15 protein-coding genes are annotated in these 18,138 nt (G+C 44.0%); 4 read left to right on the top strand and 11 right to left on the bottom strand.

The genetic code is table 11. The features are described from left to right. Window positions 1–124: 124 nt before the first annotated feature. Window positions 125–3,151 (bottom strand): hypothetical protein, encoded by a 3,027-nt coding sequence (locus tag L1070_RS06415; protein ID WP_237124904.1) that lies wholly within the window; start codon window positions 3,149–3,151, stop codon window positions 125–127. Between the two features lie 167 nt (window positions 3,152–3,318). Between L1070_RS06415 and L1070_RS06410 the strand changes: the two genes are divergently transcribed. Next, complete coding sequence (locus L1070_RS06410) at window positions 3,319–4,644, top strand: dicarboxylate/amino acid:cation symporter (protein ID WP_237124903.1); 1,326 nt, start codon at window positions 3,319–3,321, stop codon at window positions 4,642–4,644. A 61-nt stretch (window positions 4,645–4,705) separates the two neighbouring features. Here L1070_RS06410 and L1070_RS06405 read toward each other — a convergent pair whose 3' ends face one another. From L1070_RS06405 to L1070_RS06370, 8 genes are all read right to left on the bottom strand, one after another. Further along, entirely contained in the window at window positions 4,706–5,878 is a 1,173-nt protein-coding gene (locus L1070_RS06405; RefSeq protein WP_237124902.1) for a cystathionine beta-lyase, read from the bottom strand. 2 nt (window positions 5,879–5,880) lie between these two features. Next, window positions 5,881–6,804 (bottom strand): NAD(+) diphosphatase, encoded by a 924-nt coding sequence (gene nudC / locus L1070_RS06400; RefSeq protein ID WP_170829124.1) that lies wholly within the window; start codon window positions 6,802–6,804, stop codon window positions 5,881–5,883. A 148-nt stretch (window positions 6,805–6,952) separates the two neighbouring features. Continuing rightward, window positions 6,953–7,747: a glucosamine-6-phosphate deaminase gene (gene nagB, locus L1070_RS06395; RefSeq protein WP_237124901.1), complete on the bottom strand. Its 795-nt coding sequence runs from the start codon at window positions 7,745–7,747 to the stop codon at window positions 6,953–6,955. A 256-nt stretch (window positions 7,748–8,003) separates the two neighbouring features. Then, complete coding sequence (locus L1070_RS06390; protein WP_237124899.1) at window positions 8,004–9,137, bottom strand: DUF5009 domain-containing protein; 1,134 nt, start codon at window positions 9,135–9,137, stop codon at window positions 8,004–8,006. Between the two features lie 62 nt (window positions 9,138–9,199). Continuing rightward, window positions 9,200–10,324 carry an N-acetylglucosamine-6-phosphate deacetylase gene (nagA, locus tag L1070_RS06385; protein WP_237124897.1) on the bottom strand — a complete coding sequence of 375 codons (1,125 nt, stop codon included), beginning with the start codon at window positions 10,322–10,324 and terminating at the stop codon, window positions 9,200–9,202. Further along, window positions 10,324–11,235 (bottom strand): BadF/BadG/BcrA/BcrD ATPase family protein, encoded by a 912-nt coding sequence (locus tag L1070_RS06380; protein ID WP_237124896.1) that lies wholly within the window; start codon window positions 11,233–11,235, stop codon window positions 10,324–10,326. The genes nagA and L1070_RS06380 overlap by 1 nt, the downstream gene beginning before the upstream one ends. 271 nt (window positions 11,236–11,506) lie before the next feature. After that, window positions 11,507–12,349 (bottom strand): 2OG-Fe(II) oxygenase family protein, encoded by an 843-nt coding sequence (locus L1070_RS06375; RefSeq protein WP_237124895.1) that lies wholly within the window; start codon window positions 12,347–12,349, stop codon window positions 11,507–11,509. 282 nt (window positions 12,350–12,631) lie between these two features. Continuing rightward, entirely contained in the window at window positions 12,632–13,426 is a 795-nt protein-coding gene (locus L1070_RS06370; RefSeq protein WP_237124894.1) for a M48 family metallopeptidase, read from the bottom strand. Between the two features lie 130 nt (window positions 13,427–13,556). Here L1070_RS06370 and L1070_RS06365 point away from each other — a divergent pair, with 130 nt between their 5' ends. Continuing rightward, window positions 13,557–14,795, top strand: a complete 1,239-nt coding sequence (locus L1070_RS06365) for a Bcr/CflA family multidrug efflux MFS transporter (protein ID WP_237124893.1) — start codon at window positions 13,557–13,559, stop codon at window positions 14,793–14,795. Between the two features lie 28 nt (window positions 14,796–14,823). On the opposite strand, the gene grpE is transcribed toward L1070_RS06365, so the two are convergent. Together grpE and L1070_RS06355 are read right to left on the bottom strand one after the other, a co-directional pair. Beyond that, on the bottom strand, window positions 14,824–15,426 hold the full coding sequence (grpE, locus tag L1070_RS06360) for a nucleotide exchange factor GrpE (protein ID WP_070984877.1): 603 nt from the start codon (window positions 15,424–15,426) through the stop codon (window positions 14,824–14,826). Between the two features lie 58 nt (window positions 15,427–15,484). Further along, a complete protein-coding gene (locus L1070_RS06355) occupies window positions 15,485–16,429 on the bottom strand; it encodes an HrcA family transcriptional regulator (protein ID WP_237124892.1) in 945 nt (314 codons plus the stop codon). An 86-nt stretch (window positions 16,430–16,515) separates the two neighbouring features. Between L1070_RS06355 and nadK the strand changes: the two genes are divergently transcribed. Together nadK and L1070_RS06345 are read left to right on the top strand one after the other, a co-directional pair. Beyond that, window positions 16,516–17,400 (top strand): NAD(+) kinase, encoded by an 885-nt coding sequence (nadK, locus tag L1070_RS06350; protein WP_070984872.1) that lies wholly within the window; start codon window positions 16,516–16,518, stop codon window positions 17,398–17,400. A 66-nt stretch (window positions 17,401–17,466) separates the two neighbouring features. Further along, window positions 17,467–18,060 carry a hypothetical protein gene (locus L1070_RS06345; protein ID WP_237125011.1) on the top strand — a complete coding sequence of 198 codons (594 nt, stop codon included), beginning with the start codon at window positions 17,467–17,469 and terminating at the stop codon, window positions 18,058–18,060. Window positions 18,061–18,138 lie beyond the last annotated feature (78 nt).

Below are 18,138 nucleotides of genomic sequence, written 5' to 3'. Positions count from 1 at the left end.
AATGATTAATTACACAATTACTGTTGCTATTTTAAGCAAAAAGTACAAAGCCAAATTTAAGCAGCGCAATATAAAGGAATCAGTACAAAAATGCCAACCCGAAGGTTGGCATTTTTAAGTCTCATTACCCTGCGTCTCTGACTGTCAGCCTTGCGCCTGTTGTCTCCCCAGCAGGCGTTGTAAACACAATTGAAACTTCACCTTCGGCCTTTTGGTTAGCCTCTATCTCATTGGCAATGCTGAATTTAATCATTGAGGCGCTTTTTTGCGACGAATTCGACACTTCATAGCTCGTGCCACCGGTATATAACCCGTTATCAGCGCTAACTTGGATCTCAGTGCCTTTTGGCAACGGATTATTATTTATATCGCTGAAATATAGGAATACTTCAACACTCCCTATTGTCGTAGAGGTATCAAAATTAACTTCCTTAACATCACAGAGCCCATCTAACTCTGAGGACTCAAGCTCCAGTGCTGTCACGCCATCTATTACTAGATCACTACAATCTTGCGGTATCGTGTGATCGTTGGCCAAATTTGCATCTTTTGCCACTACAAAACGGAAATATGCTCGACTACCTGACATAATAATTTCGGCGCTATCAAATACATCAATAATGGACTTGCTACATGCCCCCGCTTGCTGTTGTGCAACGGTACAACTCAACCCATTGTATTTTCTATCTTTATCAGTAAAGCTTCCATCGCCATTACCATCCCACAACTTTTCGAAATGGCCCGCATTAGTACTTAACGGCGAGCAAGGGTTTGAATCACTGTTTGGTAAGCAATTTATGCCTTCATAGCTACCATTTTCGTTGTCATCACGAAATGCCTCGGGTACATCGTAAACCAAGCTAAACTCGTTCTCATCAAACAAACCATTACCGTTGACATCGTTGAAGTTTTCTTCGCCGTCGGTGATGGCAATCAGGGTCGCACGACCAGCTAAAGGTACACCATCTTCATGTACCGAAGCGTCGAGAATGCCATAAGTACAGGGTGCGTAGCTCCCAAAGTATAAATCACAGTTACGCGTCGCTTCTAACTCGATGGTGCTTAACTGATTATTACCTACATTTAAAATTTGCTGGTGACTCGGCGCAGAATTTCCCTGACCGACTAAATACGACTTTTTGGCTTTATATAGTAACTTGGGATTAAATGAGCCAATTTCGTTGCCCCAGTATTTTTCCGAGCAGCCAACCTGATTTGGCTGACTACAATCAATTGGACTACGAGGGTCACTCGCAGGCTTATTGGTAACAAATGGGATTACATTTTGGCTCACCCAAGTTGCACTACACCGACCATCTGTGGTTTCACATTCTAACTCTGCGTTAAACTGCGTGCCATCAACGGTGCCAACCGCACCACCTTCAGCGCTGATATACACTTTTGTACCATCGTGCACAAAGTTACCGTATCTGTCAGCCACATTAACAACAATTGGCACTTCTTTATTGCTAAAGCTAAGCGTTTCTGTATTAACAGTCTCGACAGACAATGACATCGTAGAGTTTACTGGTAAGCCACTTGTTACACTTAAACGGCTTGATACCGACATAATAGCTTCATCTTGAGGCACTAATGTGATCACGCCACTAGGACAATCATCCGGCCTTGATGAAGACGTGCATTCGTCAAAACGTTCCTGCCAACAGGTTACTTCATCATTACTACTACTTGGGATCAGTTCATTGGGAATAAAACAAGCCTGCACCACAAAGCTAGACGAGACATTACCTGAGCTAACAATGACCTTCGCTTCTCCCAATGAGTCTGTGCGTACACTCTGTGGCACGAGCGTTGCGTCGCTGTGTTTTGCTCTGAGTCTGAAATCTAACCGCTGATTTGCTGCACCACCACTTAGGCTGTTAATAAGTTTGAAGGTCAACTCAGATGACTCCTTTCGCAGCGGCCCACCAGTACCTCGAAGCGCTAAAAGACTCTCAGATGCATCAACAAATTCAATTGCTTGTGGTTTGGCCGGTGACACAGGAATGACAACCTGTTGCGTTTCCGAATTGCCACCTTTTGAAATGGTCACAGAAACCGTATCGCCTGTTGCAATATCACACCCTAGGTTTTTGTATGTTGAATAGGCAATACCGCCGACGCTGGTAGCATTACCATCTACTTGCGCTTTGTCGCTCTCTGCACATCCAGAAGAAAATGCCACATCTAAAGGGGCCGTAACAAAGTCGCCATTTTGATCTCTGATCTCAACTGTTAACAATGTGGTTTCACCTGCGCCTAACGCAATGGTATTGCCATCAGAGTCTTTACGAAGACCGTTATCGATGGTCAGTGACAGATCTTCAGCACCACTGGTAAATGCAAACTCAGCCTCGACATCATTGAAGCTGGCTTTAAGTTGTCCTGCGCCGCCTTGCAAAGGTGGGCGATACTTAAACAATGCAAAGCCAAAGTTGTCGGTTACACTCTTCTCACCCGATAAAATCGTACCTATATCCGCTTCCAACTCTACGAGTACGCCTGAAATGCCAAGCCCAGATTTAGTGCTAGCCACGCCCACCAACACATCAACTTCTTGAATCGCATCAATCTTGTTGGTGGCAGTACACTCTAAAGCCAACTCATCTAATGGCGTTGTATCTCGCTGACTTTCCCAACTTGCTGGGCAGTCTGCCAATACCTTCATTGTTAACTTGGTGCTATCTTCTTGCGCGTTAGCCTCATCGCCAGATGAGTAAAATACTGATTTATCGGTATGAGTTTCGTTTTCAGAATCCGTGTAGGTTGCAGTGACTTCGCCCCAGCCTCGGTTTTCTCCACTGGCTATGGTAATCGAGGCGATACCAGCTGAATTGGTCGCTCCTGTACCGGTCTCAGGGCTCAATCTACCCGCATGGAGCAAGTTAAACTGAATTAATTTCCCCGTGATTGGTTCATCTCCTTTGGTCAGCGTTGCTGTAACAGTACCAGTACGGCTCTGCGAAATGGGGTTGTTTTCATCAAGTGTATTTCCGTCGCTATCAGCCACTTGAATTGTCAATACAATTTCACCCGCTTGATCGGTTGTATTGTCCGTACCATCCGTACTTTTCTCGATTGAACCACCGCCACCACATGCGGTCAGTAGTAAACTCAGCATCGTAATGCTTAACCAGCGCATCAAAGGCATTAACCCCTCTCCCTAGCACAATTTTGAAGTTAAATTTTTCCTCATACTACCTTAGAAAGCGCTCAAAAATCACAGTTTTTTCGTATTTTCTCACCGATTTTTTTTGGTCAAATGCAGACGGCCTGTTAGGCTATGCAGATCTATTGTTGTCAATCTCACTTATGAACATGCAAAAAAATAACAAAATGAGTTTAACCACTCGGATTATGCTGGGCATGCTAGCCGGTATTATTCTGGGCTTATTACTTCAAGCATTGTTTGCTGGCGAACCTGAATATTTAATCCCATTAGGTCTGTTTGACTTTCCTGTAAAAAGCTTTTTAGTTGACGGATTGTTTCACGTTGGTGGGCAAATTTTTATTGCCAGCTTAAAAATGCTGGTTGTTCCTTTAGTATTTATCTCTTTGGTGTGTGGTACTTGTAGCCTAAGTGACCCGAAAAAGCTCGGTCGACTTGGTGGTAAGTCTATTGCTTTATATCTGATGACCACTGCGATTGCCATTACTGTTGCCATTTCACTTGCATTGATTTTTGCCCCTGGTGTTGGCCAAGAATTACCGAGCAATGCAAGCTATGACGCACAACAAGCACCAACGCTTGCGCAAGTTATCATTAACATGTTTCCAACCAACCCAATTAGCGCCATGGCGAATGGAAATATGCTTCAAGTTATTGTTTTTGCACTACTATTTGGCATTGCAATGGCGTTAAGTGGTGAACCAGGTAAACGTGTTGCCAAGGTGTTTGACGACCTAAATACCGTGGTACTGAAGCTGGTTACCATTTTGATGAATTTAGCACCTTACGGGGTGTTTTTCTTAATGGCAAAACTGTTCACCACCATAGATATTAAGCTAATAGCTGGTCTGGCTAAGTACTTCTTTGTGGTACTGCTTGCATTATTTATTCATGGCCTTATCAACTATTCCATTATCTTAAAAATGCTGACAGGCCTGAGCCCCTTCACCTTCCTTAAGAAGATGAAAGATGCGTGTATGTTCGCCTTTAGTACCTCAAGCTCTAGTGCCACGATGCCGGTAACTCTCGAAACAGCTACGAAAAAGCTAGGTGCGCATAACTCAGTGGCTTCGTTTACCGTTCCTTTGGGAGCGACCATCAATATGGATGGCACTGCTATTATGCAAGGTGTGGCAACGGTCTTTATCGCGCAGGTATTTGCCATAGACCTTACTATTACTGATTACCTTATGGTGATTTTAACTGCAACACTCGCATCGGTTGGCACCGCTGGTGTACCAGGCGTGGGCCTTATTATGCTGGCTATGGTACTGAATCAAGTCGGCCTACCTGTTGAGGGAATTGCCATCATCATTGGCGTAGATAGACTGCTTGATATGACACGCACTGCTGTGAATGTCACAGGTGACTGTATGGTCACCTGTATCGTTGCCAACTCTGAGAAAGAGTTTGATTTGGATGTGTTTAACGATCCTGACGCGGCTAAAGAACTAGAAGAAAAGACATCGTTATAACGTAATTTGCTAGTTGACTAAAAAGCCCGCTATAAAGCGGGCTTTTTAGTTTAAAATTGCCTTAGTTGCAGTGTTGCTCATAAACCTCAAGCGCTTGTTGCAAGTCTGAGATCAAGTCTTCTACATCTTCAAGACCAATGTGCAAGCGTATAATCGGCCCTTGTGCCCAACCTGTGGTACTGCGAAGCCCTGACACGCTCTTGTTAGCTGTAACCAAACTCTCGTAGCCTCCCCATGAAAAGCCCATTTTAAAGTGCTCTAACGCATCTAGAAACGCATTAATTGCTTTTTGGGTACCTTTGCGCATCACAATAGAAAACAAACCATTACTGCCGTTAAAATCACGTTTAAAGAACTCATGCCCTGGGCAAGTGGGCATCGCAGGGTGCCTTACATGGTCCACCAGTGGATGCTCGCTTAACCACTTTGCCACTGTTAACGCAGCCTTTTCATGTTGCGCCAACCTGACTGACATAGTACGCAGGCCTCGCAAAGCAAGGTATGCATCGTCAGCAGAAGTGCACTGCCCTAACAAATAAGAGTTTTCTCTAAGAGTAGGCCAGTACTCTTCGTTGGCAACCGCTACCCCCATCATCACATCTGAGTGCCCGACAATATACTTAGTAGCTGCCTGAATACTGATATCAACGCCATGGTCGAGCGGTTTATAGTGCCAACCATTACCATAGGTATTGTCCAGCATAGTGATCACACCATGTTGCTTTGCCACTTTGACTAAAGATGGTACATCTTGTACTTCCATCGTGATAGAGCCTGGCGACTCTAAAAACAGTACCTTGGTATTCTCTTGAATCAAATCGCTAATACCGGCACCTACCATGGGGTCATAATAAGTCGTCGTAATACCCAAGCCAGCTAAGATTTTATCGCAAAAGTCTCGAGTCGGTTCATAAGCGGTATCCACCATCAATAAATGATCACCCGCTTTTAAAAAGGATAACAATGACTGACTGATAGCCGCAGCACCACAGGGGTATAAAGCACAACCTGCACCGTTCTCAAGCTCCATGATTGCATCTTGTAAAGCGTAATGGGTATGCGTACCTCGGCGACCATAAAACAATGTTCTGTTACCACGCTCTTTGATGGCTTCATGTAAGTCTGCCACACTGTCAAACACCACGGTTGAGGCGCGCTGTACAACTGGGTTTACCACACCTTGCGTGTATTGCGGTTTGCGCCCGGCACTTACTAACTTCGTATTCTTTTTCATTTTTACACCTTTATATGTGCGCGCCAATATTCAACTAAATAACGAGATATCGAGTCTGGACGAGTTAGCTTATAACCCGAGTCTTTATCTCCCCATTGTCCAAACGCATTTAGTTGTTCGCGAGAAAACCATTGCGCATCTTCTAAATCATCTTGATCAACTTTAATCTCTGTAGAGGCTGCTCTACCGATAAATCCTAACATCAGTGATGATGGAAATGGCCAAGGTTGCGAAGCAATGTATTCCACATCAACGACGTCGATGTTAGCCTCTTCTTTAACCTCTCTTATCACTGCTTGTTCAAGCGTTTCGCCAGGGTCAACAAACCCAGCCAGTGTTGAATAAACGCCTTCAGGCCAGCTCGCCTGACGCCCCATTAAACAACGCTCAACACCATCTTCAAATGTGTGGGTTATCAACATAATCACCGCAGGATCTGTTCGCGGAAAGGTCATATGCTTACATTGGCTATTTTGGCAAAGCCTAGCGTGCCCACCTTCAATACTCTCATTTGTGTAGCCACAACGACCACAAAAACGATGGGTTTTATGCCAATAACATAACCCTCTTGCCAACACGCCAACCGAGGCCATGCTGTAATCCAGTTGCAGGCCTATGCTGCGCATATCAACAAATTCAAGCTCGTTATCTGCAAGCAGCCCTATCGTGTGTTCAGAGCCTGATACATCCAAAGCAAAATAACTATGTTGTTCATCAACACCGAGTAAAATGGCATTTTTTTTATCAAATCGACTGACTTCACTTAGGCTGAGTAACTGCAACTCACAACACGCGACATTGACTAGGTTTCGGTCTTTGTCAATGAGTAGCCAACGGCTGTTTGAATTTATTTGTTGTTTTAACCACTGCTGATCTTTGCGTTCGTTAGTGGCACGATTGAGGTGCATATACGAGTAATGTAACAAAGCCTGTTCCTTGTCTAAAATGTTTGCATAAAGCTACCACATACACGCAAAAAGCTAAACTCTTACCACCTTGCAGGGCACACCATGACTCCTGAAAAAAAACAAAAAAAAAGCCCTTTCGGGCTTAAAGCTATAGTGTAACTCCACACTACAGAGAGGCAAGGTAGTCTTGAAGCTTTTGGTTTTCAGCTTCAATATGTTGATAAAATTCAATATCTTTAAGCTTAGATGCTGCTTTTAAGTCAACCACGATCACTGCATCTTTGTGCAATTGCAAGGCTGAAGCTGGACAAGCGGCTGTTAATGGCCCTTCAACCATTGCATGAACAGCTTCCGCTTTGTTTTCACCAGTGGCCAGCAAAACCACTTTTTTGGCATCTAAGATAGTGCCAATACCCATGGTGATAGATAGGTGTGGTTGGTACTCCCCTTCTTCAAAGAAACGTGCGTTGTCTTCGATAGTTTCTCGGGTGAGGGTTTTAACACGCGTGCGAGACGTTAAACCAGATGAAGGCTCGTTAAAGCCAATGTGACCGTTACGACCAATACCCAATAGCTGTAAATCAACGCCCCCAGCGGCTGCCATACGTGCTTCATAATCTTGACATGCAGTAAGTGGGTTTTTGGCATCACCCGGTGGAACATGTGTCTTGTCTTTATCAACATCAATATGATTGAACAACTGCTCATCCATAAAATAGCGATAGCTTTGTGGGTGGGAGCCGTGTAGTCCGAGGTATTCGTCTAAATTAAACGTGGTTGCGTCTTTGAAACTAACCAACCCTTCTCGATTACGACGAATAAGCTCCTGGTACAGAGCCACTGGTGTTGAGCCAGTTGCCAAGCCTAAGACTGATTCAGCTTTGCGTTGTAACTGAGTTGAGAAAATATCTGCGCCATAGGCTGCCACTTCTGCGGCATCATTCAAAATAACAATTTGCATAGTATAGGCTCGGTGTTGAGTACAAAGAAAAATGGGATCTGAACCTTACTTCGCGTGCAATCAAAGCAAGGCCAGATCAAACCTAATTGGGATACACTGTAATTAGGCATTACCATTATGACAACGCTGTCATTATTATCAGAATAAAAAGCTTTGTAAAGTAAAAGTGAAGAAAATTTCTCTATTTTTAGGTCAAAAACACGCAAGCCCGCAATAAATGCGGGCTTGCTAACGTTGAAATAAATTAATTTTGCTATCAAACACTGACAAAAATCTTGCGTTTATACATCCAGTGCAATACCAATAACTGCACTAATAATAGCGCTACAACTGAGAGCAAAGGCTGCCATTGCGGAGCTGACGCACTCACCAAGCCGCCAAACACACTTTTACTAATGTAACTCCAATTGACCAATGAAGAAGCGAGATAAATTATGATGGAGTTGGCACCAATGATGATAAATGGATAAGCAAGACGCTGAGTATTCAAAATATCCACTAAGGCATAGAAAGCTGCAAATAATATTGTACTCCAGCCTACCGTTACTAATACAAATGAACTGGTCCATAACTCTTTATTCACGGGAAAATACCAATCCCATATCCAGCCTGCCAAGACACTTACCAGCCCTGCCGAGAATAGCGTTATCACACTACGCCACGGACCAAAATGCTCCGCTTGAGCGATAAAGCGGCCAACAAATACGCCTGCAATCGCATTCACAACTGCTGGTAAGCTTGAAAGGATACCTTCAGGGTCAACAACACGGTTTTGGTAACTTATCCCAGGGAGAAAATGTTTATCGAACCAAGCGTTCCAGCTGCCCGCACCCATGGCACCCAAGTCGCCAGACATGCCTCCCGGTACAGGAATAAAACACAGTAAAAACCAATAAAACAGTAGAATACCAACTGCAACCATCGCCTGCACTCGCGCACTGGTATGCCACACTAATAACGCACAAAAAAACCAAGCAATTGCAATACGTCCTAATACACTCGAATAGCGTATTTCGTCCAGCGCAGCGGGTATACCCGTTCCCCAACCGTGATTGTATAAAACACCTAAAAAACACAATAACAACAGTCTTTTCACTGCTTTTTGATAATAAAGCTTGCGCTCGGAAAAAGGGAGCGAATCAATGCGTTTAGGAGCAAGCCCCATCGCCACGCCCGAAAGGAAAATAAATAACGGGAATATTAAGTCATAAAAAGTAAAACCATGCCAAGGACTATGCACCGTATGTGCTTCAAAAAGCTTCCAACCTTGCCAACCGGTCAACACAAAGAGTGCGGCAAAAATTGACTGCCCTCCTAAGATCCAAAACATATCCATTCCTCGCAATGCATCCAGTGACGCGAGGCGCTTTTTCTTTGTTATTGTATTCATGCAAGCCCTCTTAAAAGGAAAAAGCCCCGTTAAACTGCAACGGGGTTTTCATTCAGGGAAATCTATATTTGATGTCCAGCGATGTAAGTCGATTGCGAAAACAGTTGCTCATCCAAGACAACGAAGTCTGCGTCAGCTCCTTGGAGTAGGTGTCCCTTGCCCTTAAGCCCTAAATACTGAGCAGGATAGAGTGAAGCCATTCGTAGGCTCTCGCCCAATGACACGTCTAAATCATTGACCGTATTGCGTACGGCACTGGCCATATCTAATACGCTGCCCGCCAGTTCTCCTGTGGTGGAGTTCAGCCTATCACCTGTTCTTATCACCTTACGGCCGTCAAAAAAATCGAATTCCATATCATTTGTACCCACAGGCGGCATGGCGTCCGTCACCAGCATAACTTTACCGCGTTGCTTTGTACGAATCGCTAATTTGGCCGAAGCGCTATGTACGTGATGTCCATCAACGATTAATCCACACCAGCTATTGTCATCCCACAGTGCTGCACCAACAACACCTGGTTCACGAGATGTAAACGCAGACATCGCATTGAACAGATGTGTAAAGCCATCGGCACCGACTCGCAGTGCGGCCATTGTCGTGTCAAAGTCAGCATTTGAATGACCAATGCTAACTTTAACTCCCAGTGCTACCAACCGTTTAATATCATCAAGAGGTACTGTTTCGGGCGCTAACGTCACCATTTTGATGCCTATATCTTGACGAGCATAGATAGCAAACTCTTGCTCCGAAATAGGCCGGATGTATTGCTCGCTGTGGGTCCCTTTTTTAGGATAAGACAAATGAGGCCCCTCGAAGTGAATACCTACAATGCCCTTTTGCTTCTGAGCCAAAGCTTGCGCAGTGGCGTCAGCTGCCGCTTTCATCACATCAACTTTGTCAGTGATCAAAGTTGGCATCAACGCCGTTGAGCCAAATTGTCCATGAGCTGATACCATTTTATCTAAACATGCGGTGGACTGCTGAGCATTGAAAAACGCCCCCCCACCACCGTTTACTTGAACATCAACAAACCCAGGGACTACTAGCCCCGACAGAGTTTTAATTGAGTCGCTGCAAGCGTCAACATCAAAGCAAATTTTCCCGTTCTTAACGGCAAAACAAATGTTTTCTTTAAAATCAAAACCGTCAAATAGCTTACTCGCTCGATATAGGTGTGTCGTCATTAGTTAACCTTTTCCAAATTCTGCTCTACATTTTGAATCGCAAAATAAATTGCGCCCATCTCTGGCGGCTGCTTGGGAAGCTCAACTCGCGCAGCAATATCTGGGTCCAACCATTTATTTAATGGCTCAGCCAACCCGCCAATCATGGACAAACGTGGCGGTTGGTTTTCTAATAAACGTTTTGCCAAACGGCTAATATAGTCGGCACCTTGAGTAACAATCGCGAGCGCAACTTCGTCCTCTTGCTCTGCAGCATTAAACACAAAGCGCGCTAATTTAGCGTATCCACTAGACGGTTGCCCTGCCATTTGCTCAGCAATGCCCATAGCGGTCAACGTGTTGAAATGAGATTTAAACATGTCACTCATTGCCGTTGCTTTGCCTAGACCATCTAAATCTAGTAATACAGCTTTTATGGCTTCCAATCCCATCCATGCACCACTACCAATATCACCTTGCGCAAAACCATGGCCGCCATAGTTCACGGAGCGACCACTGACGATAGAAAAACCACACGAACCAGTGCCGGTAATAATCACTGCGCCATCTTGCCCTTCATGTGCACCAATGCAGGCCGTATGCAAGTCCGTAGTTAAGAACATTTGTTGGAATGGGTGATCCCACTGCATAATTTTGTCATATAAAGCTGGTAGATTGACACCAGCGAGGCCCATACCAGCGTTGAGTTCATGAACTTGTTCCACTCGCAAACCAGCATCTTGCAAGGCCAACTGGGTAGAAACCATGATTGACTCTAACGTACGTTCAAGACCATGAAGTGGATTCGCCGGACCTCCCAGTCCAGTGCCTAGCACACCGTGTTGCTTCGAGTAGATAGTAGCGCGGCATTTCGTTCCTCCGCCGTCTATACCTATATATAACTGGTCTTGTTGCACCTGTTTAGCCATCATGTAGCGACCTCTATCGATTGGAGTTGGCTCAATTTTATAATTATTGCTGAGCATTGAGTCGTGTTGAATTAATGTTACACACAAAATGACAGCGTTGTCATTATTTTTTTGACGATTTTGTTCGACATTGAAAAATTCTAATATTGCACAGAATCATCAGGTTGTCAGCGTAAATTTGATGAGTATATTGATATTATAGGAATAAAACTGCCGAGTTAGGGTTGTTAAACGATTGAATTACATAAAAATAGAGCGGCTAAGCCGCTCTATTCTATTTAACGCCAAGTTCAGTTAATCTTTCCTGAAGATAGCTATCTGCTGTGTATCGCTCAGACAACACAACGTCAGGACGAGGATGTAAAAACAGCGGTAAAGAAATACGAGACTTCGTAGAAGCTTTTCCTGTTGGGTTAATTACTCTGTGAATCGTTGATGGAAAATATCCACCAGATGCCTCTTGCAACATATCACCAATGTTGATGATTAGAGAACCAAAGTCACAAGGCACATCAAGCCAACCGCCCTCTTTGGTTTGCACCTGTAAACCTGGCTCATTGGCCGCTGGCAGTACCGTTAACAAATTAATGTCACCGTGCGCTGCGGCACGAATTGCCCCAGGCTCTTCATCGCCCGTCATTGGTGGGTAATGTAATATACGCAGCAAAGTTTGCTCTGAGTCAGCAATCATATCTTTAAGGTCGATTGAGAACTTTGCTCGCACATCTTCCGGCGCTTGCGCTTGCACCCAGCTTAACAACTCTGCAGCAAACTCGTTTGCTAATCGGTAGTACTCACGAACTTCCGCCTCTAGTTGCTCAGGTACACGGCCTTTAGGGTAAACATGAAAGTATTCTTTGATGTCTTTAACGGTAAAGCCTTTTGCAACCTCAGATACATCAGGTGGAAAATAGCCATCTTGAGTTTGTTTGTCATACAAAAATTCATGCTTTTGCTCAGAGTTAAAAAACTCTTGCCAGTTTTTGTAGATAGACTCAACTAATTGCTGTGGGATTGGGTGGTTTTTCAACACACCAAAGCCTGTATTGCGTAAAGACTCGACAAATTGTGCTGCGGCATCTGGCGCACGATAATCGACCGTAGGTAATTGTTGCATAATGATTCCACTTGATTATTGCATGAGTTCACTGGTAAATAAGCAATTGGTATCTAAACCCGCCTATCTATGTGTTAGCCCTGTGTAGATAACTGGCGAGGATAGATAAATAAACCCCCTCAGATAAGGACTTTTGTCCTCTCCTATGTTGTGTTGCCACCTATTTTGAGCCAGATCAAATTTCACTAAGACACGACGGCTAAACTACTTATTTAATGTGCGAATTAAACTATAGCAGTCAATTCGCACTCTATAAGGTTAGCTCTATAACTTGTTCGCCGTTTATTTACACTGGGGTTTACGGCCTGATTGCCAAGCCTGCTGCTTGAGTGCTAGGGCGTTATTCATGCCTTGTTGCAAGTTTGCGATACGAGTATTTGGCGCAGGGTGCGTAGACATGAATTCAGGAGGGCGCTCGCTAGAGGCAGCCTCCATATTACGCCATAAAGCCACAGACCCTTGAGGGTCAAAGCCTGCTTTGGCCATTAGATCTAAGCCAATTACATCCGCCTCACTTTCATGAGAACGACTAAAAGGCAGTGCCACACCAAACTGCGCCCCGAGTCCTAACCCTTGCATGATGGCATCACGATATCGAACATCCCCCATTTGCAACGCCACATTACTCGCCTGCAAGCCAAACTGGAGTAAACTATTTTGCGATACACGTTCATTGGCGTGCTGGGCAATAACATGCCCCACTTCATGGCCCATCACCGCTGCAAGTTGATGCTGGTTTTTCGCCACCTCTAATAACCCTGTATGCACACCAATTTTGCCTCCTGGTAATGCAAACGCATTGGCACTGGGTTCTTTAAATACCACAATTTCCCATTGCTGATTCGCATATTCAGCAGGCAATTGGTCAATCAGGTGATCCGCAATACATTTCACATAAGTATTAGTCGCCTTATCCGCCTCAATAGGCTGCTGTTCTTTCATTTGTGCAAAGCTGGCAAGCCCCATCTCACTCATTTGCTGGTCTGAATATAACGTAATCTGTGTGCGCCCAGTCGGTGAAGTTTTACACCCCGAAATAGCGAACGTAATCACCAAAGCGGTAAGTATTTTTTTCATGCAGTTAATTCCCGTAACATTAAGTTTGTCGCTAGTTTAAAACATTTGACTTGCTACTCAAGCGTCGATTCGAGCAAAAGCCAAGTCTTGTCTCAAATTATTGCACTCTGACTCAGAATTTTCCCTGAATATGTCTCAGTTTGTTAGACTTACCACAAACTCATCATTTTGGACGCCTGTGCAAAACGCTCACCCTCTTGGTCGATTATTCTTACCATTATTAGCCAGTATAGTGGCGTTAACACCGCTTGCAATAGACCTATATCTACCAGCTATGGTCGTGATAGCTGAACAACTCAATACGTCTTTGGAGAAGGTGCAGGTTTCTTTGAGTAGCTACTTGGCAGGTTATGCGTTAGGTATGTTGATTTTCGGCCCATTAGCTGACAGGTTTTCCCGTACCCTCTTAGCACGGTTTGGATTGTTTGGGTTTGCCATCAGTTCAGCACTACTTGCGCTTTGCACAAACATAGAAACATTCAATCTGCTTAGGGTCATTCAGGCCTTTACAGGCGCTGCCGCAAGTGTCGTGGTACCTGGAATAATTCGGCATTATTATCAGCAAGATACCGCCAAAGGCATGTCTTATGTATCTATGATCATGATGCTAGCTCCGCTGCTGGCACCAAGTATTGGTGCAGGTCTGATGCTCATTTGGCATTGGAGTGCAATATTTTGGTGCTTAACTTTATACGCCATCGTAGTTTTTGTTTTTATTACCTTCGCTGATATCGATGTACCAAGGTTTAACAAAGATAAGATCTCTGCACGCTTCTTTTTTAAAAACTATCAACAAGTATTGTCCAACAAGCTATGTCGCATGGATATACTCACGTCTATGGCTGCGTCATTTGCATTCTTTTGCTTCCTTACGTCCGTTCCTTTCGTCTACCTTGATTACTTCAAAGTCTCCGAGCAGCTGTTTGGTATTCTATTTGCGCTTAATGTGATGGCGCTCATGTTTGGTAACTTCCTAAATACACGGCTAGTACCAAAGCTGGGTTCAAGACGTTTACTCTATCTTGGCCTAATCATAGGAATGATAGCGGGCACCACCTTAGTGTTCGAAAGCACTCAACAGGTCAATGTATGGGTCTTCGCCAGCACCATTGCACCATTGATGATGAGCCTAGGGATTATCGCTAGCAACGCAGATGCCTTAATTTTAATCGCTTTTGAAAAGCACACCGGAACCGCCACTGCTGTAATTGGAACTTTGCGTTTTGGCAGCGGTGCCTTAGTCGGGCCTATTTTAGCACTCATTAAGCCAAGTACCGCATTGCCGTTTGCTTGTTTGATGCTAAGCGCCGTTATAGCGTGTTGTCTGTATCAAGTTTGGCAAAAATCAGGCATAAAAAAAGCCGATTAACTCGGCTTTTTTTATGCCAAAGATATGCTTATTCCGCTTCTTTAGAAACCATAACCATCGCAGGTCGTAATAAGCGACCGTTTAGCGTATAGCCTTTTTGCATTACCGCAAGCACGGTGTTTGGTGAGACATCATTGCTTGGTTGAATAGACATAGCCTGATGTAACTCTGGGTTAAATGCTTCTCCTTGAGGATTAACAGTTTCAACACCAAATTTGGCAACTGCGTCAGAAAAGCTCTTTAATGTCATATCGATACCTTCGAGCACCGGCTTTAAGGTCTCATTTTCTTTATCAGAGAATTCAATCGCGCGTTCTAGATTGTCAATCACAGGCAAAAGCTCATTGGCGAACTTTTCTAAAGCAAACTTATGCGCCTTCTCAACATCTTGCGCTGCTCTGCGACGCATATTCTCAACGTCAGCAGCAGCACGTACAACACTGTCTTGTTGATCAGCAATAGTCTGCTTTGCAGCTTCCAGTTCAGCGTATAAACCAGCTATTTCTTCCTCTGGGCTTAACTCAGCTTGCGCTTCATCTTCTACTTTTGTTTCTTCTTGTGTTTGAGCTGCTTGCTCTACTTGCTCAGCAGCGTCTTGTTCATGTTCAGGGGCATTGGTTTGCTCAGACATGTAAGATTTCTCCAATTCTTTACAACTGTGGCTAATTATGGGGATTGAATTTTGAGATTCAAGCCCCTAATGGCGTGATTTGGGAAAATTGTGTAATGATAGCCTCAATCGGCGCATTAGATGGGCAAATTACACAAAATCTGCTTTGATATTCACCTTTTTGAAAATACGGAACACTCAAAACAACGGACTGTTTAACATTGAGTGTGCTCAGCTCAGTACCAAGTACAACAGACAAACCATTCTTAAACGCTAACTTATCTTCAACCTGATGCAAGAACGACACACCAATATTGAGTTCGGTTTCTATGTCTAACCCTTGATATAAATATCTTTCACCTACAACAATACTGTTATCAGTGCCTAGCTGGTGGTGAAGTTCTCTCGTCCATTGAGCTAATTGCTCTCGACAATTTTCAGGGGCGCTGTGCGCCATCGCACGCATCCGGTGTAAACCTTCAATGAGAGTCTGTTGACTAAATACCGTATTCATCCAAGCCGCGAATAAATACCTATGCTGATCACTGTCATCTTTAGGTTTATTGATACAAATATTTTGTGACTGACCTGCTCTATCAATTAGGAGCACCAACCAAGAACTACTATCAAATGCGAGTACTTCAACACGAAATACCAACTGTGAACTTGCTTGCGGTAAACCAACACAACAACACACATTGAATTTTTGGCTTAAGTTGTGCGCAAACTCTATCAACTGGTTTTGTTCTGGCTGCCAGTAATTGGCTATCTGTGGGAGTGCAAAATACTCGTCCAGCCAATATTTCAAGCCAGAATCTGTCGGAACTCTCCCGGCTGAGGTATGGGGAGAATAAAGTAAGCCTTCTCTTTCTAATCTGGCCATTGCATTGCGAACGGTTGCAGAGCAGACTGCCATGCCTTTTTGCTTCGCTATTTTACTCGAAGCAACAGGATGCCCCTCGCCGTTACAGTACAAGCTCATTACGGCAAAAAAGATTTGTTGGTCGCGTGCTGTTAATTTCATATTATTTATGTAGTGACATCATTTGCCAGTTTCAAGTCATAACTTTTTAAGTTAGTCTTGCGCTATTATTATCAAGGACATTCAACATGACGACTCCCTTCAAAACCATTGGTTTAATTGGTAAGCCGAGTCATGAAGGCGCGGCGTTGACCTTACAACGCTTATATACCTTTTTGCAAGCACTTGGTTACACCGTATTGGTTGAAGCGCGCGTAGGAGCGCAAATATCTAACATTGATAACAACTCACTTACAGAACTGGTGGAGCTAGGCAATCAATGCGACTTGGCCATTGTCGTCGGTGGTGATGGTAATATGCTAGGCGCAGCACGCGTACTGGCGCGCTTTGACGTGGCAGTAATAGGTGTAAACAGAGGTAACCTTGGCTTTTTAACGGATTTGAATCCAGATGGGTTTGAAGCAAGCCTTGAAGAAGTGTTGCGTGGGGAATTTATTTCCGAGTCTCGCTTTTTATTAGAAGTAGAAGTGTATCGTCACGCAGAGCTCAAAAGTGCAAACCTTGCAGTGAATGAAGCCGTACTTCACGCTGACAAAGTTGCACACATGATAGAGTTTGAAGCATTTATCAATGGAGAATTTGTTTTCTCACAGCGCTCAGACGGACTGATTGTTTCGACGCCGACTGGGTCAACTGCATATTCTCTGTCTGGTGGTGGGCCAATTCTCACACCTCAGCTTAACGCCATGGCGCTAGTCCCCATGTTTCCGCACACGCTTTCAAGTCGCCCGTTAGTGGTTGACGCTAACAATGAAATTCGGCTCAAACTCAGCCTTGAGAATACCGATAGCCTACAAGTGAGCTGCGATAGCCATGTGGTGCTCGCTGTGCTTCCTGGTGACGAAGTGGTCATAAAAAAAGCAGAGAAATCTTTGCGTTTAATCCACCCAAAATCATACTCGTACTACAACGTACTTAGACAAAAATTAAATTGGGGTAGCAGGCTTTACTAATACCTGTAAGATACCGCAAAATACATAAAAACTATTTTTCTAATTTAGGAAAGTTGAACCGACATGATCAGTTATATTGTTTTTTTCACACTACTTCTTCTGATTACATTACTTGGAGTGTACGTTGTGATAGAAAATAATCGTAAAAAGGCACGTGAAGCCGAAAAGAAAATTTTTAATAACCGTTTAAAAGAGATAACAACACACTTTAAACAAAGAACGGCCGAGTATGTAGACGCTAAAATCCTGCGCCCTAAATACGCGCCAAAAATTAACGCTATTGTCGGTAACTTTTTTGTCGTTCAAGCACACACGGAAGCCAATCTGACTCAGCTTGAAGTTGTTAGTGAGTTATTTACCCGTACCGTCGGGACTGAATTAGGTAAGTGTCGAGTAACGGGTAATACCGAGCTACTCGCAGAACAGCTACAGTACTTTGTAGCGGAATTACCCAGTAATGGTATTGCCTACAACAAAGATTTTTACTATGAAATCTTACCTGCGTTGATCACCTTGATTAAAACACCCGATGTTCCGATGAACCTAGAAATCGATGAAGAACCACTAGAGGACAGCGCACAAAGCGACAATGACAATGAGCTCGGCGAACAAACAAAGCAGCAAATGCTAGATGCAAGACAAAGGCTAACAGCCAGCTAGCCAATATTGTGCTGATTTAGTCAAATTCGAGTTGCTTTTAATCAGCATACTGTATAGATTAACAGTATAACCACTGTT

The organism is Pseudoalteromonas sp. MMG022, assembly GCF_021654245.1.
Lineage (GTDB): Bacteria > Pseudomonadota > Gammaproteobacteria > Enterobacterales > Alteromonadaceae > Pseudoalteromonas > Pseudoalteromonas amylolytica.
The sequence above is the reverse complement of the archived record's forward strand: the minus strand, read 5'-3'. Positions and strand labels throughout refer to the sequence as shown.

Excerpts from the sequence above, each read along its gene's own strand:
- L1070_RS06415 (WP_237124904.1), bottom strand. The coding sequence starts at position 3,151 with ATGCCTTTGATGCGCTGGTTAAGCATTACGATGCTGAGTTTACTACTG.
- L1070_RS06410 (WP_237124903.1), top strand. The coding sequence starts at position 3,319 with ATGCAAAAAAATAACAAAATGAGTTTAACCACTCGGATTATGCTGGGC.
- L1070_RS06405 (WP_237124902.1), bottom strand. The coding sequence starts at position 5,878 with ATGAAAAAGAATACGAAGTTAGTAAGTGCCGGGCGCAAACCGCAATAC.
- nagB (WP_237124901.1), bottom strand. The coding sequence starts at position 7,747 with ATGCAAATTGTTATTTTGAATGATGCCGCAGAAGTGGCAGCCTATGGC.
- L1070_RS06390 (WP_237124899.1), bottom strand. The coding sequence starts at position 9,137 with ATGAATACAATAACAAAGAAAAAGCGCCTCGCGTCACTGGATGCATTG.
- nagA (WP_237124897.1), bottom strand. The coding sequence starts at position 10,324 with ATGACGACACACCTATATCGAGCGAGTAAGCTATTTGACGGTTTTGAT.
- L1070_RS06380 (WP_237124896.1), bottom strand. The coding sequence starts at position 11,235 with ATGATGGCTAAACAGGTGCAACAAGACCAGTTATATATAGGTATAGAC.
- L1070_RS06375 (WP_237124895.1), bottom strand. The coding sequence starts at position 12,349 with ATGCAACAATTACCTACGGTCGATTATCGTGCGCCAGATGCCGCAGCA.
- L1070_RS06370 (WP_237124894.1), bottom strand. The coding sequence starts at position 13,426 with ATGAAAAAAATACTTACCGCTTTGGTGATTACGTTCGCTATTTCGGGG.
- L1070_RS06365 (WP_237124893.1), top strand. The coding sequence starts at position 13,557 with ATGTCTCAGTTTGTTAGACTTACCACAAACTCATCATTTTGGACGCCT.
- grpE (WP_070984877.1), bottom strand. The coding sequence starts at position 15,426 with ATGTCTGAGCAAACCAATGCCCCTGAACATGAACAAGACGCTGCTGAG.
- L1070_RS06355 (WP_237124892.1), bottom strand. The coding sequence starts at position 16,429 with ATGAAATTAACAGCACGCGACCAACAAATCTTTTTTGCCGTAATGAGC.
- nadK (WP_070984872.1), top strand. The coding sequence starts at position 16,516 with ATGACGACTCCCTTCAAAACCATTGGTTTAATTGGTAAGCCGAGTCAT.